The 17,585-nt window shown below is 73.5% G+C and carries 14 protein-coding genes; 7 read left to right on the top strand and 7 right to left on the bottom strand.

Going from position 1 to position 17,585, the window contains the following annotated elements:
• Positions 1 to 288 precede the first annotated feature (288 nt).
• The 5 genes from argG (at position 289) to E1293_RS31715 (ending at position 8,232) form a co-directional block, all read left to right on the top strand.
• The gene (gene argG, locus E1293_RS31735) at positions 289 to 1,737 is read left to right on the top strand and encodes an argininosuccinate synthase (RefSeq protein ID WP_132201170.1); all 1,449 of its coding nucleotides are present in this window, start codon (positions 289 to 291) and stop codon (positions 1,735 to 1,737) included.
• A gap of 150 nt (positions 1,738 to 1,887) precedes the next feature.
• Positions 1,888 to 3,627 (top strand): ATP-binding protein, encoded by a 1,740-nt coding sequence (locus tag E1293_RS31730; RefSeq protein ID WP_132201169.1) that lies wholly within the window; start codon positions 1,888 to 1,890, stop codon positions 3,625 to 3,627.
• A 17-nt stretch (positions 3,628 to 3,644) separates the two neighbouring features.
• A complete protein-coding gene (locus E1293_RS31725) occupies positions 3,645 to 4,811 on the top strand; it encodes a metallophosphoesterase family protein (protein ID WP_132201168.1) in 1,167 nt (388 codons plus the stop codon).
• Entirely contained in the window at positions 4,811 to 7,258 is a 2,448-nt protein-coding gene (locus E1293_RS31720; protein WP_132201167.1) for an AAA family ATPase, read from the top strand. The genes E1293_RS31725 and E1293_RS31720 overlap by 1 nt, the downstream gene beginning before the upstream one ends.
• Positions 7,255 to 8,232, top strand: coding sequence for a DNA double-strand break repair nuclease NurA (locus tag E1293_RS31715; RefSeq protein WP_132201166.1), 978 nt, complete (start codon positions 7,255 to 7,257; stop codon positions 8,230 to 8,232). Before E1293_RS31720 ends, E1293_RS31715 begins: the two co-directional genes overlap by 4 nt.
• A gap of 19 nt (positions 8,233 to 8,251) precedes the next feature.
• Here the strand turns inward: E1293_RS31715 and E1293_RS31710 are convergent, their stop codons facing one another.
• Positions 8,252 to 8,998, bottom strand: a complete 747-nt coding sequence (locus E1293_RS31710; protein ID WP_132201165.1) for an aquaporin — start codon at positions 8,996 to 8,998, stop codon at positions 8,252 to 8,254.
• Positions 8,999 to 9,109: 111 nt separating this feature from the next.
• Positions 9,110 to 9,670, bottom strand: a complete 561-nt coding sequence (locus E1293_RS31705) for an Rv1733c family protein (RefSeq protein ID WP_132201164.1) — start codon at positions 9,668 to 9,670, stop codon at positions 9,110 to 9,112.
• A 120-nt stretch (positions 9,671 to 9,790) separates the two neighbouring features.
• Between E1293_RS31705 and E1293_RS31700 the strand changes: the two genes are divergently transcribed.
• Positions 9,791 to 10,642 (top strand): universal stress protein, encoded by an 852-nt coding sequence (locus E1293_RS31700; protein WP_132201163.1) that lies wholly within the window; start codon positions 9,791 to 9,793, stop codon positions 10,640 to 10,642.
• A gap of 21 nt (positions 10,643 to 10,663) precedes the next feature.
• Here E1293_RS31700 and E1293_RS31695 read toward each other — a convergent pair whose 3' ends face one another.
• From E1293_RS31695 to E1293_RS31680, 4 genes are all read right to left on the bottom strand, one after another.
• Complete coding sequence (locus E1293_RS31695; protein ID WP_207939204.1) at positions 10,664 to 11,254, bottom strand: TetR/AcrR family transcriptional regulator; 591 nt, start codon at positions 11,252 to 11,254, stop codon at positions 10,664 to 10,666.
• A gap of 88 nt (positions 11,255 to 11,342) precedes the next feature.
• Positions 11,343 to 12,383, bottom strand: coding sequence for a 4-hydroxy-2-oxovalerate aldolase (dmpG, locus tag E1293_RS31690; RefSeq protein ID WP_132201162.1), 1,041 nt, complete (start codon positions 12,381 to 12,383; stop codon positions 11,343 to 11,345).
• A gap of 50 nt (positions 12,384 to 12,433) precedes the next feature.
• The gene (locus E1293_RS31685) at positions 12,434 to 13,330 is read right to left on the bottom strand and encodes an acetaldehyde dehydrogenase (acetylating) (protein WP_132201161.1); all 897 of its coding nucleotides are present in this window, start codon (positions 13,328 to 13,330) and stop codon (positions 12,434 to 12,436) included.
• The gene (locus E1293_RS31680; protein ID WP_132201160.1) at positions 13,327 to 14,121 is read right to left on the bottom strand and encodes a 2-keto-4-pentenoate hydratase; all 795 of its coding nucleotides are present in this window, start codon (positions 14,119 to 14,121) and stop codon (positions 13,327 to 13,329) included. Before E1293_RS31680 ends, E1293_RS31685 begins: the two co-directional genes overlap by 4 nt.
• Before the next feature lie 93 nt (positions 14,122 to 14,214).
• On the opposite strand from E1293_RS31680, the gene E1293_RS31675 reads away from it, so the two are divergent.
• Entirely contained in the window at positions 14,215 to 14,925 is a 711-nt protein-coding gene (locus tag E1293_RS31675) for an IclR family transcriptional regulator (protein WP_132201159.1), read from the top strand.
• Here E1293_RS31675 and E1293_RS31670 read toward each other — a convergent pair.
• Positions 14,860 to 17,585: FAD-binding and (Fe-S)-binding domain-containing protein (locus E1293_RS31670; protein WP_132201158.1), on the bottom strand; the 2,726-nt coding region annotated here is incomplete at its 5' end. The two genes, E1293_RS31675 and E1293_RS31670, sit on opposite strands and share 66 nt — an antisense overlap.

Genomic DNA, 17,585 nt, shown 5'->3' with positions numbered 1-17,585 from the left:
GGACGCGCTTCATCGGTGTTCCTCTCGCGAAGGGGGTGGGAGAGAGACGAGGAGCCGGTGGCCCGGGACGGTCGCGGAACCTGTTAGCGCAAACATCGAGCTACGCGCGGATCCTCCTTGTCTTCGATGGAGGTGGGCTCCCGGGCGCTGGGGGCGGATGTCGAGAATGTTTGCGCTAACGCATGACCCTGTCAAGACGGCCGGGCGGCCTGCCATGCCCGGGTGTCCGCAACCGGTTGCACGATTCGGGCTTTGCATGTTCATGCAGGAGCGTGCATACTTGTGCTCATGTCGAAAGTGCTGACCTCCCTGCCCGTCGGCCAGCGCGTCGGGATCGCCTTCTCCGGTGGCCTCGACACGTCCGTGGCGGTCGCGTGGATGCGCGACAAGGGCGCCGTGCCGTGCGCCTACACCGCCGACATCGGGCAGTACGACGAACCCGACATCGCCTCCGTGCCCGGCCGCGCCGCCAGGTACGGGGCCGAGGTCGCGCGCCTGGTCGACTGCCGTGAGGCCCTCGTGGAGGAGGGGCTCGCGGCGCTGGCGTGCGGCGCGTTCCACATCCGGTCCGGCGGGCGCAGCTACTTCAACACCACCCCGCTCGGACGGGCGGTCACCGGCACGCTGCTGGTCCGCGCGATGCTGGAGGACGACGTCCAGATCTGGGGCGACGGCTCCACCTTCAAGGGCAACGACATCGAGCGGTTCTACCGGTACGGCCTGCTGGCCAACCCGGCGCTGCAGGTCTACAAGCCCTGGCTGGACGCCGACTTCGTCAGCGAGCTGGGCGGCCGCACCGAGATGTCGGAGTGGCTCCTCGCCCACGGGCTGCCCTACCGGGACAGCACGGAGAAGGCCTATTCGACCGACGCCAACATCTGGGGTGCGACCCACGAGGCCAAGTCCCTCGAACACCTCGACGCCGGCATCGAGATGGTCGAGCCGATCATGGGCGTCAAGTTCTGGGACGCGGACGTGGAGATCCACGCCGAGGACGTCACCATCGGCTTCGCCCAGGGCAGGCCGGTGACGATCAACGGCAAGGAGTTCGGGACCGCCGTCGACCTGGTGCTGGAGGCCAACGCCATCGGCGGACGGCACGGCATGGGCATGTCCGACCAGATCGAGAACCGGGTGATCGAGGCCAAGAGCCGCGGCGTCTACGAGGCGCCCGGCATGGCGCTGCTGCACGCCGCCTACGAGCGGCTCGTCAACGCGATCCACAACGAGGACACCCTCGCCACCTACCACAGCGAGGGGCGGCGGCTCGGCCGGCTCATGTACGAGGGCCGCTGGCTCGACCCGCAGGCGCTCATGCTCCGCGAGTCCCTGCAACGGTGGGTCGGGACGGCCGTCACCGGCGAGGTGACCCTGCGGCTGCGGCGCGGCGAGGACTACTCGATCATCGACACGACCGGTCCCGCGTTCAGCTACCACCCGGACAAGCTGTCCATGGAGCGCACCGAGGACTCCGCCTTCGGGCCCGTCGACCGCATCGGCCAGCTGACCATGCGCAACCTCGACATCGCCGACTCCCGCGCCAAGTTGGAGCAGTACGCCGGGCTCGGCATGGTCGGCAGCTCGCACCCGGCCCTGATCGGCGCCGCGCAGGCCGCGTCCACCGGGCTCATCGGCGCGATGGACGAGGGCGGCGCCCAGGCGATCGCGTCCCGCGGCAAGGACTCCCGGGACGCCGAGGTCCTCGACCGCGCGGCCATGGAGTCCGGCACCGACTGATCACGGCACTGACTGATCACGGCACTGACTGATCACGGCACCGACTGATCACCGTCGGTGGCCGAAATCGCCACTGAAGTCGCAGAACCGGTGTTCCCCGTGGTAAGCCACCGTGGTGGACATGTGGGCATTGGTGATGCGGGTGGCGGTATGACCGCGGAGGCGGCGGGCGGCGGCGGCGAGGTCGTGGGACGGGTGCTCGGCACCCAGACGGCGACGCCGCTGTCGTTCTGGGTCGGGCTGGAGCCCGGCACGGTCGTCCAGCTGGACGAGGTGATCGCGGCGCGCCGGGAGGTGCCCGGACGCGGCGAGGTCCTCATCGCGGGGGTCGTGACGAACGTCGAGGCCCGGCACGAGGGCGCCGCCTACGACTCGGACGTGTTCCTGATCAGCCAGGGCGTGCTGCCCGCGGCCGTGGTGGAGTCGGCCGAGGTCACGGTCACGCGGGTCGAGCCCGAGGTGTACGTGCCGCCGCTGCCCGGGACGGTCGCGCGCCGCGCCGGCGACAAGGACCGCGAGCGGGCACTGTACTTCGACGTGATGGAGCGGCGGCTCCCCGTCGGGCTCGGGCGCGACGGCGAGCCGATCCACCTCAACATGGACTTCCTCGACGGCACCCGCGGCGCGCACGTGTCGATCTCGGGAGTGTCCGGGGTGGCGACCAAGACGTCGTTCGCCACGTACCTGCTGTACTCGATCTTCAACTCGGGGGCGCTGGGCGGCGAGGCGCACAACACCAAGGCGCTGATCTTCTCGGTGAAGGGCGAGGACCTGCTCTTCCTCGACCACGCCAACAACCGGCTCGACGCGGACGCGCGGGAGTCGTATCGAAAGCTCGGGCTGCCGGTCGGCCCGTTCGGCAGCGTCCACGTCTTCGCGCCGCCGAGGCCCGGCGACCCCAACGGGACGCCGCACGTCACGGCCCGCACCCAGGACGTCAGCCCGTTCTTCTGGACGCTCGCCGAGTTCTGCGAGGAGGAGCTGCTCCGCTACGTCTTCGCCGACGCCGAGGACGAGCGGGCCCAGTACACGATGCTGATCGGGCAGGTCGCGGCCCGGCTGAAGCACGCCGCCAAACCGGCCGGGGACGGCGGCGCCGTGCGGCTGGGGGACACCGAGGTCTGCCGCACCTACGAGGACCTGGTCGGGTTCATCGAGGACACGCTGACCGACGAGGACTCCAGGCGCGAGTGGGGCGCCCAGCTGATGGGCCTCGGCACCGTCAACGCGTTCCTGCGGCGGCTGCGCTCGTCCGTCCGGTCGCTGTCGCCGATCATCCGCGGCGACCTGGCGGCCCGCGACGACCGGTCGATCAGCACGTCCCGCACCCAGGTCACCGTCGTCGACCTGCACAACCTGCCCGAGCGTGCGCAGCGGTTCGTCGTCGGCGTCGTGCTGCGCGGCGAGTTCGCGCGCAAGGAGAGCACCGGCAGCGCCCGCCCGCTGCTGTTCGTCGTGCTGGACGAGCTGAACAAGTACGCGCCCCGCGAGGGCGGCTCCCCGATCAAGGAGATCCTGCTGGACGTCGCCGAGCGCGGCCGGTCCCTCGGCGTGATCCTCATCGGCGCGCAGCAGACGGCCTCGGAGGTCGAGCGCCGCATCGTCGCCAACTGCGCGGTCCGGGTCGCGGGACGTTTGGACGCGGCGGAGGCGACCCGCGGCGAGTACGGGTGGCTGCCGCCGGCGGCGCGGGCGCGGGCCACGATCGCCAAGCCCGGGACGATGTTCGTCGGGCAGCCCGAGATCCCGGTGCCGCTCGCGGTCGGGTTCCCGTTCCCGGCGTGGGCGACGCGCCCGTCGGAGGCGAGCCACCGGGCGCCGTCCGACCTGTCCGGCGATCCTTTCGCCGGGCTCACCGCGATCGACGACTCGGAGCTGCCGCCCTTCTGAGCCGCCTGGAGGTGGACGTGAAGATCCTGCACACCGCCGACTGGCACGTGGGCAAGGTGCTCCGCGGACGGTCCCGCGCCGACGAGCACGCGAAGGTGCTGGACGAGCTGGTCGGCATCGCGCGGGCGGAGGACGTCGACGCGGTCATCGTCGCGGGCGACGTCTTCGACGGCGCGGTCCCGACGCCGCCCGCGCAGGCGCTCGTCATGAAGACGCTGATGGCGCTGCAGGAGGGCGGCCGGGAGGTGGTCGTCCTCGCCGGGAACCACGACGACCCCCGCCTGCTCGACGACGTGTACCGGCCGGTGCTGCGGCAGCTCGGCATCCGGGTCGCCGGGCGGTTCCGGCGGCCGGACGCGGGCGGCGTCCTGTCCTGGACGAGCCGGCACGGCGAACCGGTCCGGCTCGCGGCGATGCCGTTCCTGTCGCAGCGGTACGTCGTCCGCGCGCTGGAGGCGCTGACCGGCACCCCCGACCAGCACAACCGCGACTACGCCCACCGGTTCGCGCGGCTCGCGGACGCGCTCACCGCCGAGTTCGGCGCCGACACCGTCAACCTGGTCGCCGCGCACGGGACGCTTCCGGGCGGCCGGATGGGCGGCGGCGAGCGGGAGGCGCAGACGATCTTCTCGTACTACTTCGAGTCGTCGGCGTTCCCCGCGTCCACGCACTACGCCGCGCTCGGCCACCTGCACCGGCGGCAGCGGATGCCGGGACCGTGCCCCATCTGGTACAGCGGGTCGCCGATCGCCGTCGACTTCGGCGAGGAGCAGAACACGCCGGGGGCGCTGGTCGTCGACGTCGCGCCGGGACGTCCCGCCGACGTGCGCGAGGTGACGCTGCGGAGCGCCCGCGTGCTGCGGACCGTCACCGGTTCCCTCCCCGAGCTGGAGGCGATGGCGGACGATCTCGGGGACGCGTGGCTGCGCGTCGTCGTCGCCGAGAAGCCCCGCGCCGGGCTCGCCGACGCGGTCCGGGACGTCCTGCCGAACGCGCTGACCGTCGACATCGACGAGGCGTTCCGGCCGACGTCCTCCCGCCGCCGCGCGGCCGCCGGGAGCCGGGAGGCGCCGACGCCGCGGCAGCTCTTCCGCACCTACCTGGAGCAGACCGGCCACGAGGACGAGCGCGTCGTGGCGCTGTTCGACCGGCTCTACGACGAGCTCGACGGGCAGGAGGACTGATGCGCCCGCTGTGCGTGCACATGGAGAACTTCTGCAGCTACCGCGCCCCCGCCTCCGCCGACCTGCACGACGTCGACTACTTCGTCCTGGTCGGCCCCACCGGGTCGGGCAAGAGCACCGTCATCGACGCGATCTGCTTCGCCCTGTACGGGTCGGTGCCCCGCTGGGGCCGGGAGAACGTGATCAAGCTGGCGCTGGCGCCGTCCGCGACGTCCGGGAAGGTCGCGCTCGTGTTCGAGTCGGCGGGCCGCCGGTACGGGGTCGTCCGGGCGCTGGCGCGGGGCGCCAAAGGCGCGGTCACCACCCGGGAGGCGCGGCTGGACGAGCTGGACCCGTCCGCCGACCCCGCCGGCGGCATCGAGGAGCTCCTCGCCGCACAGGTCCGGACGATCGCGGCGGGCGAGCAGGTGACGGCGGCGATCGAGCACATCACCGGCCTCGAATACCGCTTCTTCACCCAGTGCGTCGTCCTCCCGCAGGGGCGGTTCGCCGAGTTCCTGCAGGCCAAGCCGAGTGAACGGCAGGACCTGCTGATCCAGCTGCTGGACGCGAAGGGCTTCGAGGCGATCAACCGGCGGGCGGGGGAGGAGGAGAAGGCGGCCAAGGCGCACGCCGATGCCGCCGAGCGCCAGCTCGCCAAGCTCACCGAGGCGGACGAGGCCGCCGAATCCGAGGCGGCGCAGCGTCTGGACGCACGGAACGCCTTCGGTGACGAGGTCCGCTCCGCCCTGGACGACCTGCGGCGCGACGGCGACGAGATCCGCGATCGGGAGGCCGAAGCCGCCGAGGGCGAGCGCGCCGCCGCCGCATTGACCGCGCTCGCCATGCCCCCGGACGTCCCGACGCTCGCGGACGACCTCGCCGCCGCGACCACCGAAGCCGAGCGGCTCGCGGGAGAGGCGGCCAAGGCCGGGGAACGCGAGTCGGCCGCCCGCGAGCGGCTCGCCGAACTCGGCGACAAGACCGTCCTCGACCTCGCGGTGCGGGCGCACCGCGACCACGCCCGCCTCACCGGAGAGATCGAAGATGTCCGCGCGGAGGCGCAGGATGCACGGCAGGCGGCCGCCGACGCCGAAGCGGACGCCGGCGTCGCGCGCACGAACCTCCAGCAGGCCCAGGACGAACGGCAGCGCGTCCGCGACGCCCATGCCGCCGCCGACCTCGCCCAGCGGCTCGCGGTCGGCGAGCCCTGCCCGGTGTGCCTGACCGAGGTCGCGCGCCTGCCCGAGCACCACGCCCCGGCCGCACTCGGCGCAGCCGACCGCGACATCAAGGCACGCACCGCCGATCTGGAAACGGCACAGCAGAGACACCGGGAACACGAAAACAGGTTGGGGCGGCTGGAAGAGAAGCTCGACGGGCTCGAAAGGCAGCTCGACGCCCAGGCCGAGCACATCCGTGCCCGCCCGGACGCCGAAGACGTGCAGCGGCGTCTGGAAGACGTCCGGTCGGCCGAGCAGCAGGCCGAGAGCGCCCGCAAGGACGCACTCACGGCCAAATCCGGCCTGACCAAGGCCGAGGACCTGTGCGCCCGGCTGAACGACGAGGCGGGCCGGGGACTGGCGCGCCTGGACGCGGCCCGCGACACGGTCGTCGCGCTCGGCGCTCCGCCCCTCGACCCGACCGACCTCCACGCGGCCTGGACCACCCTGCTCGACTGGCGCGACCGGGAGGCGGGCACGCGCCGGCAGGCCGCCGAGGCGCTGAACGGCACCCTGAACGACCTCCGCACAAGGCGCGCCGAACGACGCGGCGCGGTCGCCGAACGCCTGGCGGCGCACGAGATCGCGGTGCCCGCGTCCGCCGAGCCCGACACCGTCAGAGAGGCCGTGCTGAACGCCCGCAACCAGGCGCAGAGCACGCTCGACACGATCCGCCGCGACCGGCGGATGGCGGCCGGGCTGGCGGAGGACGTCCGCCGCCATCGCGAGGAGGCCGCCGTCGCGCACGAGCTGACCATCCGGCTGCGCGCCAACAACTTCGAGAACTGGCTGTGCGGCGAGGCGCTCGAAATGCTGGTCACGGGTGCGTCGGAGACGCTGCGGGAGCTGTCGGACGGCCAGTTCGAGCTGGTCCTGGACGCCAGGAACGCCATCGAGGTGATCGACTACGCGGAGGCGGGGCTGCGCCGCAGCGTGCGGACGCTGTCCGGCGGGGAGACGTTCCAGGCGTCGCTGGCCCTCGCCCTCGCGCTGTCGGACCAGGTCGCGCGGTTCGGCGGCGGCGCGGCCCGCAGCCTCGACTCCATCTTCCTGGACGAGGGCTTCGGCACCCTCGACCCGGCGACGCTCGACACCGTCGCGACCACCCTGGAGCGGCTGACGTCCGGCGGTGACCGCATGGTCGGCCTGGTCACGCACGTCCCGGCGCTCGCCGAGCGGATCCCGGTACGCTTCGACGTCACCCGCGACAGCACCGGCTCGCATCTGGAGAAGAAGGCCACGTGACCACGGCACCATCGCAGGCCGCCACGATCACGATCGACCCGTGGGACCCGGGGTACGCGACCTCGGTCACCGCGGACGCGGTCGCCGAGCTGGACGCATCGTCGGTCAAGCTCGACCTCGGCGTGGAGCTGCCCGCCGAGCGCTGGCGCCCGATCACCCCGCCGCCGCGGGAGGCCCCGCCCGGCGGCCTGATCGTCGCGGACGGCGTCCGGCGGATCGAGGCGCGGGTGTGGGCCGGGGACCCGTCCGGCGGCATGCCGGTGCCCGGGATCGCCGCGTCCTGCGCGGCGGGCCTGGTGCGGTGCGTCCCCGGCGGGCCCGCCGCACTGGCGGACTGGGAGGTGTCCCGGTCATTGTTCACCCCGTCCCCGGCCGCCGCCGACCTCGTCACCCGCGCCGGGACCTACACCGCGGTGCGGGCGCCCGGCGGCACCGCCGAGCAGCTCTCGCTCGCCCTCCAGCGGCGGCTCAGCGACCTGGAGGTCACCCTCGCGACCCGCTACCGGTCGGCCGCCGCGCAGGACGACCTCCTGATCGTGGACGGCCCGCTGCGCGGCCGCGCCCACCTGCCGCGCACGGTCGGCTACGTCAAGACCCACCATGCCGCCTACCTGAAGGACGCGCAGGCGGCCGTGCTCGCGGGCCTGAAGCCGGGGCAGCGCACGCCGGTGTTCCTGATGACGACGAGCTGGGAGCGGCATTCCTGGTATCTGCGGCTGCCCACGCCGTCCACCGCGCCGTGGGCGGGCATCGCGCGCTGCGAGGCCACCGCCGACCTGTCGCGCAAGGAGGCCGCCGACCTCGCCGACCAGTGCGCCGCGGTCATCCCCGGACTGGCCGGGGTCGGCTACAAGGACCCCCGGGCGCCGCAGAACCTCGTCCCCATCGGCGGGCTGGAGAAGCTCCTGCGCCACCGCTTGGGCGACGCGGGGATCCTCTACCGGGCCCTCCGCACCGCCGCCCGGGGCGCTTAGGCCGCGCTTAGCGCCGCGCTCAGGCCTCGCGGGTCTCCTCGACCGGCGGCAGCGGGGTCTCCTTCTCCGGCGGTCCGACGAGGGCGTGCAGGGCGGCGCCGACGACGGCGCCGACCAGCGGGGCGACGATGAACAGCCACACCTGGTCCAGGGCCGTCCCGCCGGCGACGATGGCCGGGCCGAGGCTGCGGGCCGGGTTGACCGACGTGCCGGTGATCGGGATGCCGATCAGGTGGACGGTGGTGAGGGCGAGCCCGATGGCGACGCCGGCGACCGACGGGATGGCGACCGAACTCGTCATCGCCAGGACGATGAACACGAACAGCGCGGTCAGGACGACCTCCGCGAGGAACGCGCCGCCCGCGTTGACGTGGATCAGGCTGGCGTCGCCCCAGCCGTCCGCGCCGAGGCCGGTCACCGACCGGTCGTAGAGGGGCGAGCCGGAGAAGGTGGCCCAGAGCAGCAGCGCGCCCAGGATCCCGCCGGCGAACTGGGCGATCCAGTAGCCGGCGGCGTCGACCGGCGTCATCCGGCGGGCGAGGAGCACACCCAGCGTGACGGCGGGGTTGATGTGGCAGCCCGAGATCGGCCCGATCGCGTAGACCAGGACGAGGAGCACCAGGCCGAACGCCAGCGCCGTCGCGACGACGCCCGCCGACAGGCTCCGGCCGGCGACGCCGAAGCCGAACGACAGGGTCGCCACGCCCACCGCGAAATAGACGAGGAGCATCGTGCCCACGAGCTCCGCCGCGATCCTTCTGACCACGGTCTCCCCTTCCCCCGGAGGACGCTTGGTCCCGTCGGCCTACCCCGGGCGGCGCGGAAGATCAGCAGCGGAGATCGTCGTGGGGCGGATTTGGCGTCCGCTTGGGAGGGTTCAGGTGATCTCGTGGTGGTGCAGGGCCGTCCAGCTCTCGTCCCAGAGGGCCGCGCGGCGGTGGTCGCAGCCGCGGCGGACGAGGAGGTACACCGCCAGCAGGGGGAGGCCGGTGACGGCGAGGGCCATGCCCGCGGCGACGTACGTGGTGATGAGGGTGCCGGTGCGGGTCTGGGGGCGGCGGACCGGATTTCCGGACGCGTCAACCCAGATCTGGTGCCCCATCCCCACCCGGACGGACTTGTCGGCCGGGACGACGGTGGTCCGCGTGCGGCCGTCCTCCGACGTCCAGGCCAGCTCTGCGTAGGTGTGCCGCAGGCCCGCACCGCCCTGGGAGTCGGTGTGCGTGATCTGCGCGGTGACGCGGTGGAGGTTGCGGTGCTCGGCCCGGACGCCGCTCTGGTAGGCGTCGACGGCCAGCGTCGCCGACACGGGCGGGGCGATGACCGCGAAGAGCGCCGCGGCGGCGACGCCGACCGTCCGCTGGCGGTGGTCCACGGTGCGCCGCAGCGCGTTGCGGTCGAAACCCAACCGGCGCCGGACCCGTCCCAACCTTCTCATAGCCGCCTCCTTGCCCGTGACTGTAATGGCTCCAGAAAGTGCTCAGGAACGTGCCTGGCGCCGAAGACCCCTTCAGGACTGTGCGAGGTGCGCGCAGACTGGCAAGAGGAGGGCAGGCACATGGACGGTGTGGAGAGGAACCGAGGCGAGCACGTCCTGTTCGGCTATGACGGGACGGCGGCGAACGACACGGCCCTGCGCTGGGCGGTCGAGGAGGCGCGGCTCCGCGGCCTGGAGCTGGTCGTGTGCCACTCCTGGCACTGGCCCTACCCGCCCGGGCACGAGGACCCGCACGGCGAGGCGGTCATGAAGCGGGTGGGGGAGAACCTGCTGGAGCACGGCGCGCTGCGGGCCGCCGAACTGGGCGCGCCCGGGACGGTGCGCACGCGGCTGATGCGCGGGCCCGTGCCCGAGGCGTTACTGAAGGCGTCCGGCAGAGCCGAGATGGTGGTGATCGGCAGCCATGGGCGGGTGGACGCCGGCGGGACGGCCATGGAGGTCCCGGCGCGGGCCAGGCTGCCGGTGATCGTCGTCCGGGACGGAAAGGGCCGGGACCGGGTCGTGGCGGGCGCCGACGGGACGGAGTGGTGCGACGCGGCCCTCGGATTCGCCGCGTCGGAGGCGGCCCTGCGCCACTGGGACCTGCACGTCGTCTACGGCTGCTGGGAGCCCGCCGCGGTCGCCGAGTGCGAGCTGGCCCTGTTCAACGACCCGGACCTGCTGGAGAAGACCCGCGCCGCCGAACTGGAGGACAGGGTCGGCCCCTGGCGGGACCGGTACCCGAAGGTCGACATCCGGGTGTCGCTGCTGCTGGAGCGGCCCTGGGAGGCGCTGTCCAACGCGGCGGAGGACGCCGGCCTCGTCGTCCTGGGCGACCGGGGCACCGGCACGGGCCCGCTGGGCTCGACCGCCGCGGCGATGCTGCGCGGCACCCGCGGCACCGTCGCGATCGTCCCTGCGGAGCCCGCCTGAGCCCGTGGACCCCGCCTCAGCTCAGGGATCGGAGACGAGGGCCTCGGTCGCGTGCAGGGCGGGGTCGGCCGGCAGGTCCGGGTCGAGGATCAGCTGGAGCATCAGGCCGTCCAGCATGGCCGTGAACAGCATGGCGGTGCCCTCGCGGCGCTCGGCGGCCCAGTCCGGGCACAGCTGCTCCAGCCGGGCGGCGATCCGGCCCCGGACGGCGCGCGACCAGTCCCGCCGCTCGGCGGCCATCCGCGGGTCGCGCAGCGCCCTGACCAGCAGCTCCGCGGCGAGCCTGAGATCGCGCTCGCCGGCGATCATGCCCGGCACGAGCTCCCGCAGGGTGCGCAGCGCGGCCGCCGTGTCCGGCGCGGCGACCAGCGCGTCCACCACCGGATCGATGATCGTCTCGCTGGCCCGCTGCGCGACCGCGACGTGCAGCCCCGGCAGCCCGTTGAAGTAGTGGTGCAGCAGGCCCGGCCGGATCCGGGCCCGGTCCGCGACGGCCCTGGCCGTGATCGCCGCCCAGCCGCCCTCGGCGAGCAGATCGAGGCCGATCCGCACGAGCTGGTCGCGGCGCGCCCGCCCGCGAGGAGTCGACGCGCGATGGTCCTCGTGGGTCATCAGCCCACGCTATCCCAACGCTTGCACGCTGCAAATATCACCGCACCGGGGCCCGAGGGGGCGGGCCCCGCCCGCCCCCTCGGCGCCGTCAGGACGCCCGTTCGCGCTCGGCGGCGAGCTGCAGCGCCACGTCGATGATCATGTCCTCCTGGCCGCCCACGTAGCCGGCCTCGCCGACCTTCTGCAGGATCTCGTGCGCCGGGACGCCGTACCGCTCGGCCGCCCGCTCGGCGTGCAGCAGGAAGCTGGAGTACACGCCCGCGTACCCCTGCGTGATCGCGCCGCGGTCGGCGAACGGCAGCCGCTTCAGGAACGGCTTCACCACGTCGTCGGCCGCGGCCATCACGCCCTGCACGTCCACGCCGGTCGGGACGCCGAGCCGCTCGAACGTCGGCACCAGCACCTCGGTGGGGGAGTTGCCCGCCCCCGCGCCGAGCGCGCACAGCGCCCCGTCGATCTGCAGCGCGCCGTTCTGCTGCGCGAGCACGGAGTTCGCGACGCCCAGCGACAGGTTCTGGTGGCCGTGGAAGCCGACCTGCGCCTCGTGCCCGATCTCCTTGACGACCGCGCTGATCCGGTCCTGCGCCTCCCCGAGGACGAGGGCGCCCGCCGAGTCGACGACGTACACGCACTGCGCGCCGCCGTCCACCATGATCCGGGCCTGCTTCGCCAGGAGGTCCGGCTCGACCCGGTGCGCCATCATCAGGAACCCGACGGTCTCCATGCCGAGGTCGCGGGCGGCGGCGAAGTGCTGCAGCGACACGTCCGCCTCGGTGCAGTGCGTCGCGATGCGGGCGACGGCCGCGCCCGCGTCGTGCGCCAGATTGAGGTCCTCGACCGTGCCGACGCCCGGCAGCATCAGCACCGCGATCCGCGCGCGGGTCGCCTCGTCCACGGCGGCGGCGACGAGCTTGACGTCGTCCTCCAGCGAGAAGCCGTAGTTGAACGACGAGCCGCCGAGGCCGTCGCCGTGCGTGACCTCGATGACCTCCACCCCGGCGACGTCCAGCCCGTGCACGACGCCGCGGACCTGCTCCTCGGTGAAGCGGTGCGCCATCGCGTGGCTGCCGTCCCGCAACGTCGAGTCGGTGATCCGGATCTTCGCCGGGGTCTCCTTCGCGGCGCCCATGCTGTCTCCCTGCGAGGGGGCGACCCCCCGCGCCCCCCGGTTCGCTTCGCTCATTTCGTCACCCTCCTGCGCGCGATCTGCTCGCCCACCCGGGCGGCCGCCGCGGTCATGATGTCGAGATTGCCGGCCCACGGCGGCAGGTAGTCGCCGTTTCCGCGGACCTCCAGGAAGACCGCGACGCGGGCCATCCCGTTCCAGATGTCGCGGGGCCCGTCGAACTGCGGCTCGGCGCGCAGCGTGTAGCCGGGGACGTACACCGCGACCTCGGCCACCATCTTCTCGACCGACTCCTGGATCGCCGTGGTGTCGGCGTCGGACGGGATCGCGCAGAACACCGTGTCCCGCATGATCATCGGCGGGTCGACCGGGTTCAGGATGATGATCGCCTTGCCCCGCCCGGCGCCGCCGACCGCCTCGATCGCGCGGGCCGTGGTCTGGGTGAACTCGTCGATGTTCGCGCGGGTGCCGGGCCCGGCCGAGCGGGACGCGATGGACGCGACGATCTCCGCGTACGGCACCGGGACCACCGACGACACCGCGTGCACGATCGGGATCGTCGCCTGCCCGCCGCAGGTGATCATGTTGAGGTTGGGGGCCTCCGACAGCGTGTCCAGGTTCACCGGCGGGCACACGAGCGGGCCCGCCGCGGCCGGCGTCAGGTCGACCGCCGTGATCCCCGCCTCCTCGTAGCGCGGGGCGTTGGCCAGGTGCGCCTTCGCCGACGTCGCCTCGAACACGATGTCGGGCAGCGTCGGCTGCTTCAGCAGCCAGTCCACGCCCTCCGCCGACGCCGGCACGCCCATCTTGCGGGCGCGCTCCAGGCCGTCCGACTCGGGGACCACCCCGATCATCGAGTGGACGTCGATCAGCTCGCTGCGCGTCAGCTTGACCAGCAGGTCGGTGCCGATGTTGCCGGGCCCGACGATCGCCGCGGTCAGCTTGCTCATGCCTCCTCCTTTCCGAACCGGGCGGTCACGGAACCGAGCCCGGCGAACGTCGCCGTGAGGGTCTCACCTGGTGCGACCGGCACGGCCGCCGTGATCGAGCCGGGCAGCACCACGTGCCCCGCCTCCAGCGCCACGCCGCGCTCGCCGAGGACGTTCGCCAGCCACACCAGCGCGTTGATCGGCGAGCCCAGCACCGCGCCGCCGGCGCCGGTGTCGATCAGGTCGCCGTCGCGGCGCAGCAGGCAGCCCATGAGCGACAGGTCCTGGTCGTCCAGCCGGACCGGGCGGGCGCCGAGCACGACGCCGCCGCTGGAGGCGTTGTCGGCGATCGTGTCCGGCAGGGTGATCTTCCAGTCCGCGATGCGGGAGTCGATGACCTCCAGCGCCGGCAGCACGTACTCGACGGCCGCGACGGCGTCCGCCGTGGTCGCGCCGGGCCCGGCGAGCGGGCGGCCCAGCACGAACGCGACCTCCGGCTCGACCCGCGGCTGCAGGAACCGCCCGGTGTCGATCGGGGCGCTCTCCGGCAGGAACATCGTGTCCAGCAGGACGCCGAAGTCCGGCTGGTCCACGCCCATCTGGCGCTGCATCGCGGCCGAGGTCAGCCCGACCTTGTGGCCCTTGATCCGCGCGCCCGCCGCCGTCCACGCCTCGACCTGGGCGAGCTGGACCGCGTACGCGTCGGCCACCGACATGTCCGGTCGGTCCTTCGTCAGCGGCGCGATGGGAGTGCCGGTGGCGTACGCGTCGAGCAGCGCGGCCGCGGCCTTCTCCACGGAACCCGGGTCCATGGTCGGTCCTTTCGTCGAACGGGCAGGCCGAGCCTCTCCCGCCCGGGGCACCGCGGGCAATGCGCGCGTCCCGCGTGGTGGGACACTTCTTTCATGCCGCCGGACGACACCTTCCTGCGCCGCGCCGTCGCGGTGCTGACCGCGTTCCGGGCGGACGACGACGGCCTCGGCGCCGCCGAGCTAGCCCGCCGCAGCGGCCTGCCGAGGTCGACCGCGCACCGGATCGCGCTCGACCTCGTCGAGGCCGGGCTGCTGGAACGGCAGGGCCCGCGGGTCCGGCTCGGGCTGCGGCTGTTCGAGATCGGGCAGCGGGTGCCCCGGCAGCGGGTGCTGCGGGACGCCGCCGTCCCCGCCATGTCGGACCTGCGGGAGGCGACGCGGCAGACCGTCCACCTCGCGGTGCTGGAGGGCGGCGAGGTCGTCTACGTGGAGATCCTCGGTTCCTCCGGCGGGCCGCGGATGCCGTCCCAGGTCGGCGGCCGGCTGCCCGCGCACGTGACCGGCGTGGGCAAGGCGATCCTGGCGTTCTCCCCGCCGGACGTGGTGCGGGGCGTCCTGCGCGACGTCACCGCGCCGGGCCTGTTCGCCAAGGAGCTGGAGAGGATCCGGCAGGAGCGCGTCGCCTACGACCGGGAGGAGTCCGGAGCCGGGATCGTGTGCGCCGCCAGCCCCGTTCTGGGCCCGGACGGTTTGGCGCTGGGCGCCCTCTCGGTCTCTGGCTGGTCCACCAAGATGCGCCTAGCCGCCGTGGCCCCCGCCGTCCACACCGCCGCCCTCACGCTGTCGCGCGCCCTCGGCGGGTAGGTGGCGGGCCAGGAGCTGGGCCAGGTGCTCGCCGTCGCGGTCCGCCAGGTCGCTCAGCTGGGTGCGGCAGCTGAAGCCGTCGGCCAGGACGACGCCGTCCTCGCCGGTCTTCCTGACGGCGGGGAGGAGCTGCTGCTCGGCCACCGCGACCGACACGTCGTGGTGGCCCTTCTCGACGCCGAAGTTCCCGGCGAGCCCGCAGCAGTCGCCGAGCCTGCCGACGTCCGCGCCCGCCTCCTTCAGCAGGGCGGCGTCCTTCGTCCAGCCCATGACGGCGTGGTGGTGGCAGTGCGGCTGCGCGATGCCGGTGACCCCGGAAAGGTCGGGCGGCGTCCAGCCGGCGGTCTCGGCGAGCAGCTCGGCGAGCGTCCGCGTCGCCGCGCTCACCTCCCGCGCCGCCGCTGCGTCGACTCCCCTCAGCAGCTCCTCGGCGTCGGACCGCAGCACACCCGTGCAGGACGGCTCCATGCCCACGACCTTCGTGCCGCGCCGCACATGGGGCAGCAGCGCCCGGACGGTGCGCCGGGCCTGTGCGCGCGCCCCGTCCAGCTGCCCGGTCGAGATCCACGTGATCCCGCAGCACACCGGGCGTTCCGTGACCGTCACGCGATAGCCGGCGTGCTCCAGCACCTTCACGGTCGCCTGCCCCACCTCGGGGGAGAACGCGTCGGTGAAGCTGTCCACGAACAGGACGACGTCGCCGTTGCGTCCCTCCGGGCTGCGGTGGGACGCGAACCAGCGGCGGAACGTCACGGGCGCGAGAGCGGGCAGCGTCCGCCGCCGGTCGATGCCCGCACCCCACGCGACCAGCGGCTTCAGGGCACGCGACCGCATCGCCGCGTTCCCGACCTTGATCATCGCGGGCGCCTTGGCGGCGAGGCGCGTCCAGCGGGGCAGCCAGCCCAGCGCGTAGTGGGCGCGCGGGCGCAGTCTCCCCTTGTAGCGCTGGTGGAGCGCCTCCGCCTTGTAGGACGCCATGTCGACCCCGGTCGGGCAGTCGGACGCGCAGCCCTTGCATGACAGGCACAGGTCGAGCACATCGTGCAGTGCCTCGGACTTCCAGCCGTCCGGGCCCAGCTTTCCGCTGACGACCTCCTGGAGGACCCTCGCGCGCCCGCGCGTGGAGTCCTTCTCCTCCTGGGTGGCCAGATACGACGGGCACATCACGCCGCCCGAGCCGGTGTTGTCGGCCCGGCACTTGCCAACGCCCGTGCACCGGTGAACGGCACGGGACAGATCGCCGCGATCGTCCCGGTAGGCGAGAGCCAGCCCCCGGTTCAGCGGAACCATCTGCACGGCGCGCAGTTCCTCGTCCACCGGCGCCGGCCGCACGATGATGCCCGGATTCAGCACATCGTCCGGATCGAAGGCGTCCTTGACCGCCGAGCACAGCGCCAGCGCCTCGGCCGAGTACATGTGCGGCAGCAGCTCGCTCCGCGCCCGCCCGTCGCCGTGCTCGCCGGACATGGTGCCGCCGTGCCGCGCCGCCAGCGCCGCCGCCTCGTTCAGGAAGTCGCGGAAGACCCGCGTCCCGTTCGCCCGCCCGAACGGGAAGTCGATCCGCACATGGATGCACCCGTCGCCGAAATGCCCGTACGGGACGCCGAACAGGTCGTACTCGCCCAGCAGCGTCTCGAACTCCCGCAGGTAGGCCCCGAGCCGCTCGGGCGGGACGGCCGCGTCCTCCCAGCCCGCGTGCGCCTGCTCGCCCTCGGGCGTCCTCGCGACGAGGCCCGACCCGTCCTCGCGGATCCGCCACAGCGCGTCGGCCAGCGCCATGTCCTCGACCAGCATCGAGTCGACGCACCCGGACTCGCCGACGACCTTCTGCGCGGTGGCCCGCAGCGCCCCGATCTCCGGCCCGGCCAGCTCCACGAGCATCCACCCGGACCCGCCCGGCAGCGGCGGCACCGCATCGGCGCCCCGCCGCTCCCGCACGACGTTCGCGATGCGCGAGTCCAGCCCCTCGCACGCCACCGGCCCGTGCGGCAGCATCGCCGGAACCGCGTCGGCGGCCTCCGCCATCGACCCGTACCCGAGCACCGCGAGCAGCCGGCACGCGGGCTCCCGCACCATCCGGATCCGCGCGGCCAGCGTCAGCGCCAGCGTCCCCTCGCTGCCCACCAGCGCCCGCGCGACGTCGAACCCCTGCTCCGGCAGCAGATGCTCCAGCGAGTAGCCGGACACCTGCCGCCCGAACCGCCCGAACTCCGTCCGGATCAAGGCCAGGTTCTCGTGCGCGAGCCCCCGCAGCCGCTCAAGCAGCACGCTCTCCATGGCCCCGCCCGGGACGTCACCGAGCCGCAGCCGCTCCCCGGACCCGGTGACCACGTCGAGCCCCAGCACGTTGTCGCTCGTCCGCCCGTATCCCAGCGCCCGCGACCCGCACGCGTTGTTGCCGATCATCCCGCCCAGCGTGGCCCTCGTCCGGGTGGACGGGTCGGGCCCGAACCGCAGCCCGTGCTCCGCCGCCACCTGATGCAGCCGCGCCTGCACGATCCCCGGCTCGACCAGCGCCGTCCCCGCCTCCGGGTCGATCTCCAGCACCCGGTTCAGATGCCGGCTGACATCGACGACGACCCCCGGCCCGACCGCGTTCCCCGCGATGGACGTCCCGCCGCCCCGCATCGTCAGCGGCACCCCGGCGTCCCGGCACACCC

The organism is Actinomadura darangshiensis, from assembly GCF_004349235.1.
In the GTDB taxonomy this organism is placed as follows: Bacteria; Actinomycetota; Actinomycetes; order Streptosporangiales; family Streptosporangiaceae; genus Spirillospora; species Spirillospora darangshiensis.
The sequence above is the reverse complement of the archived record's forward strand: the minus strand, read 5'-3'. Positions and strand labels throughout refer to the sequence as shown.

Excerpts from the sequence above, each read along its gene's own strand:
- E1293_RS31685 (WP_132201161.1), bottom strand. The coding sequence starts at position 13,330 with ATGAGCAAGCTGACCGCGGCGATCGTCGGGCCCGGCAACATCGGCACC.
- E1293_RS31720 (WP_132201167.1), top strand. The coding sequence starts at position 4,811 with ATGCGCCCGCTGTGCGTGCACATGGAGAACTTCTGCAGCTACCGCGCC.
- argG (WP_132201170.1), top strand. The coding sequence starts at position 289 with ATGTCGAAAGTGCTGACCTCCCTGCCCGTCGGCCAGCGCGTCGGGATC.
- E1293_RS31695 (WP_207939204.1), bottom strand. The coding sequence starts at position 11,254 with ATGACCCACGAGGACCATCGCGCGTCGACTCCTCGCGGGCGGGCGCGC.
- E1293_RS31730 (WP_132201169.1), top strand. The coding sequence starts at position 1,888 with ATGACCGCGGAGGCGGCGGGCGGCGGCGGCGAGGTCGTGGGACGGGTG.
- E1293_RS31680 (WP_132201160.1), bottom strand. The coding sequence starts at position 14,121 with ATGGACCCGGGTTCCGTGGAGAAGGCCGCGGCCGCGCTGCTCGACGCG.
- E1293_RS31705 (WP_132201164.1), bottom strand. The coding sequence starts at position 9,670 with ATGAGAAGGTTGGGACGGGTCCGGCGCCGGTTGGGTTTCGACCGCAAC.
- E1293_RS31675 (WP_132201159.1), top strand. The coding sequence starts at position 14,215 with ATGCCGCCGGACGACACCTTCCTGCGCCGCGCCGTCGCGGTGCTGACC.
- E1293_RS31700 (WP_132201163.1), top strand. The coding sequence starts at position 9,791 with ATGGACGGTGTGGAGAGGAACCGAGGCGAGCACGTCCTGTTCGGCTAT.
- dmpG (WP_132201162.1), bottom strand. The coding sequence starts at position 12,383 with ATGGGCGCCGCGAAGGAGACCCCGGCGAAGATCCGGATCACCGACTCG.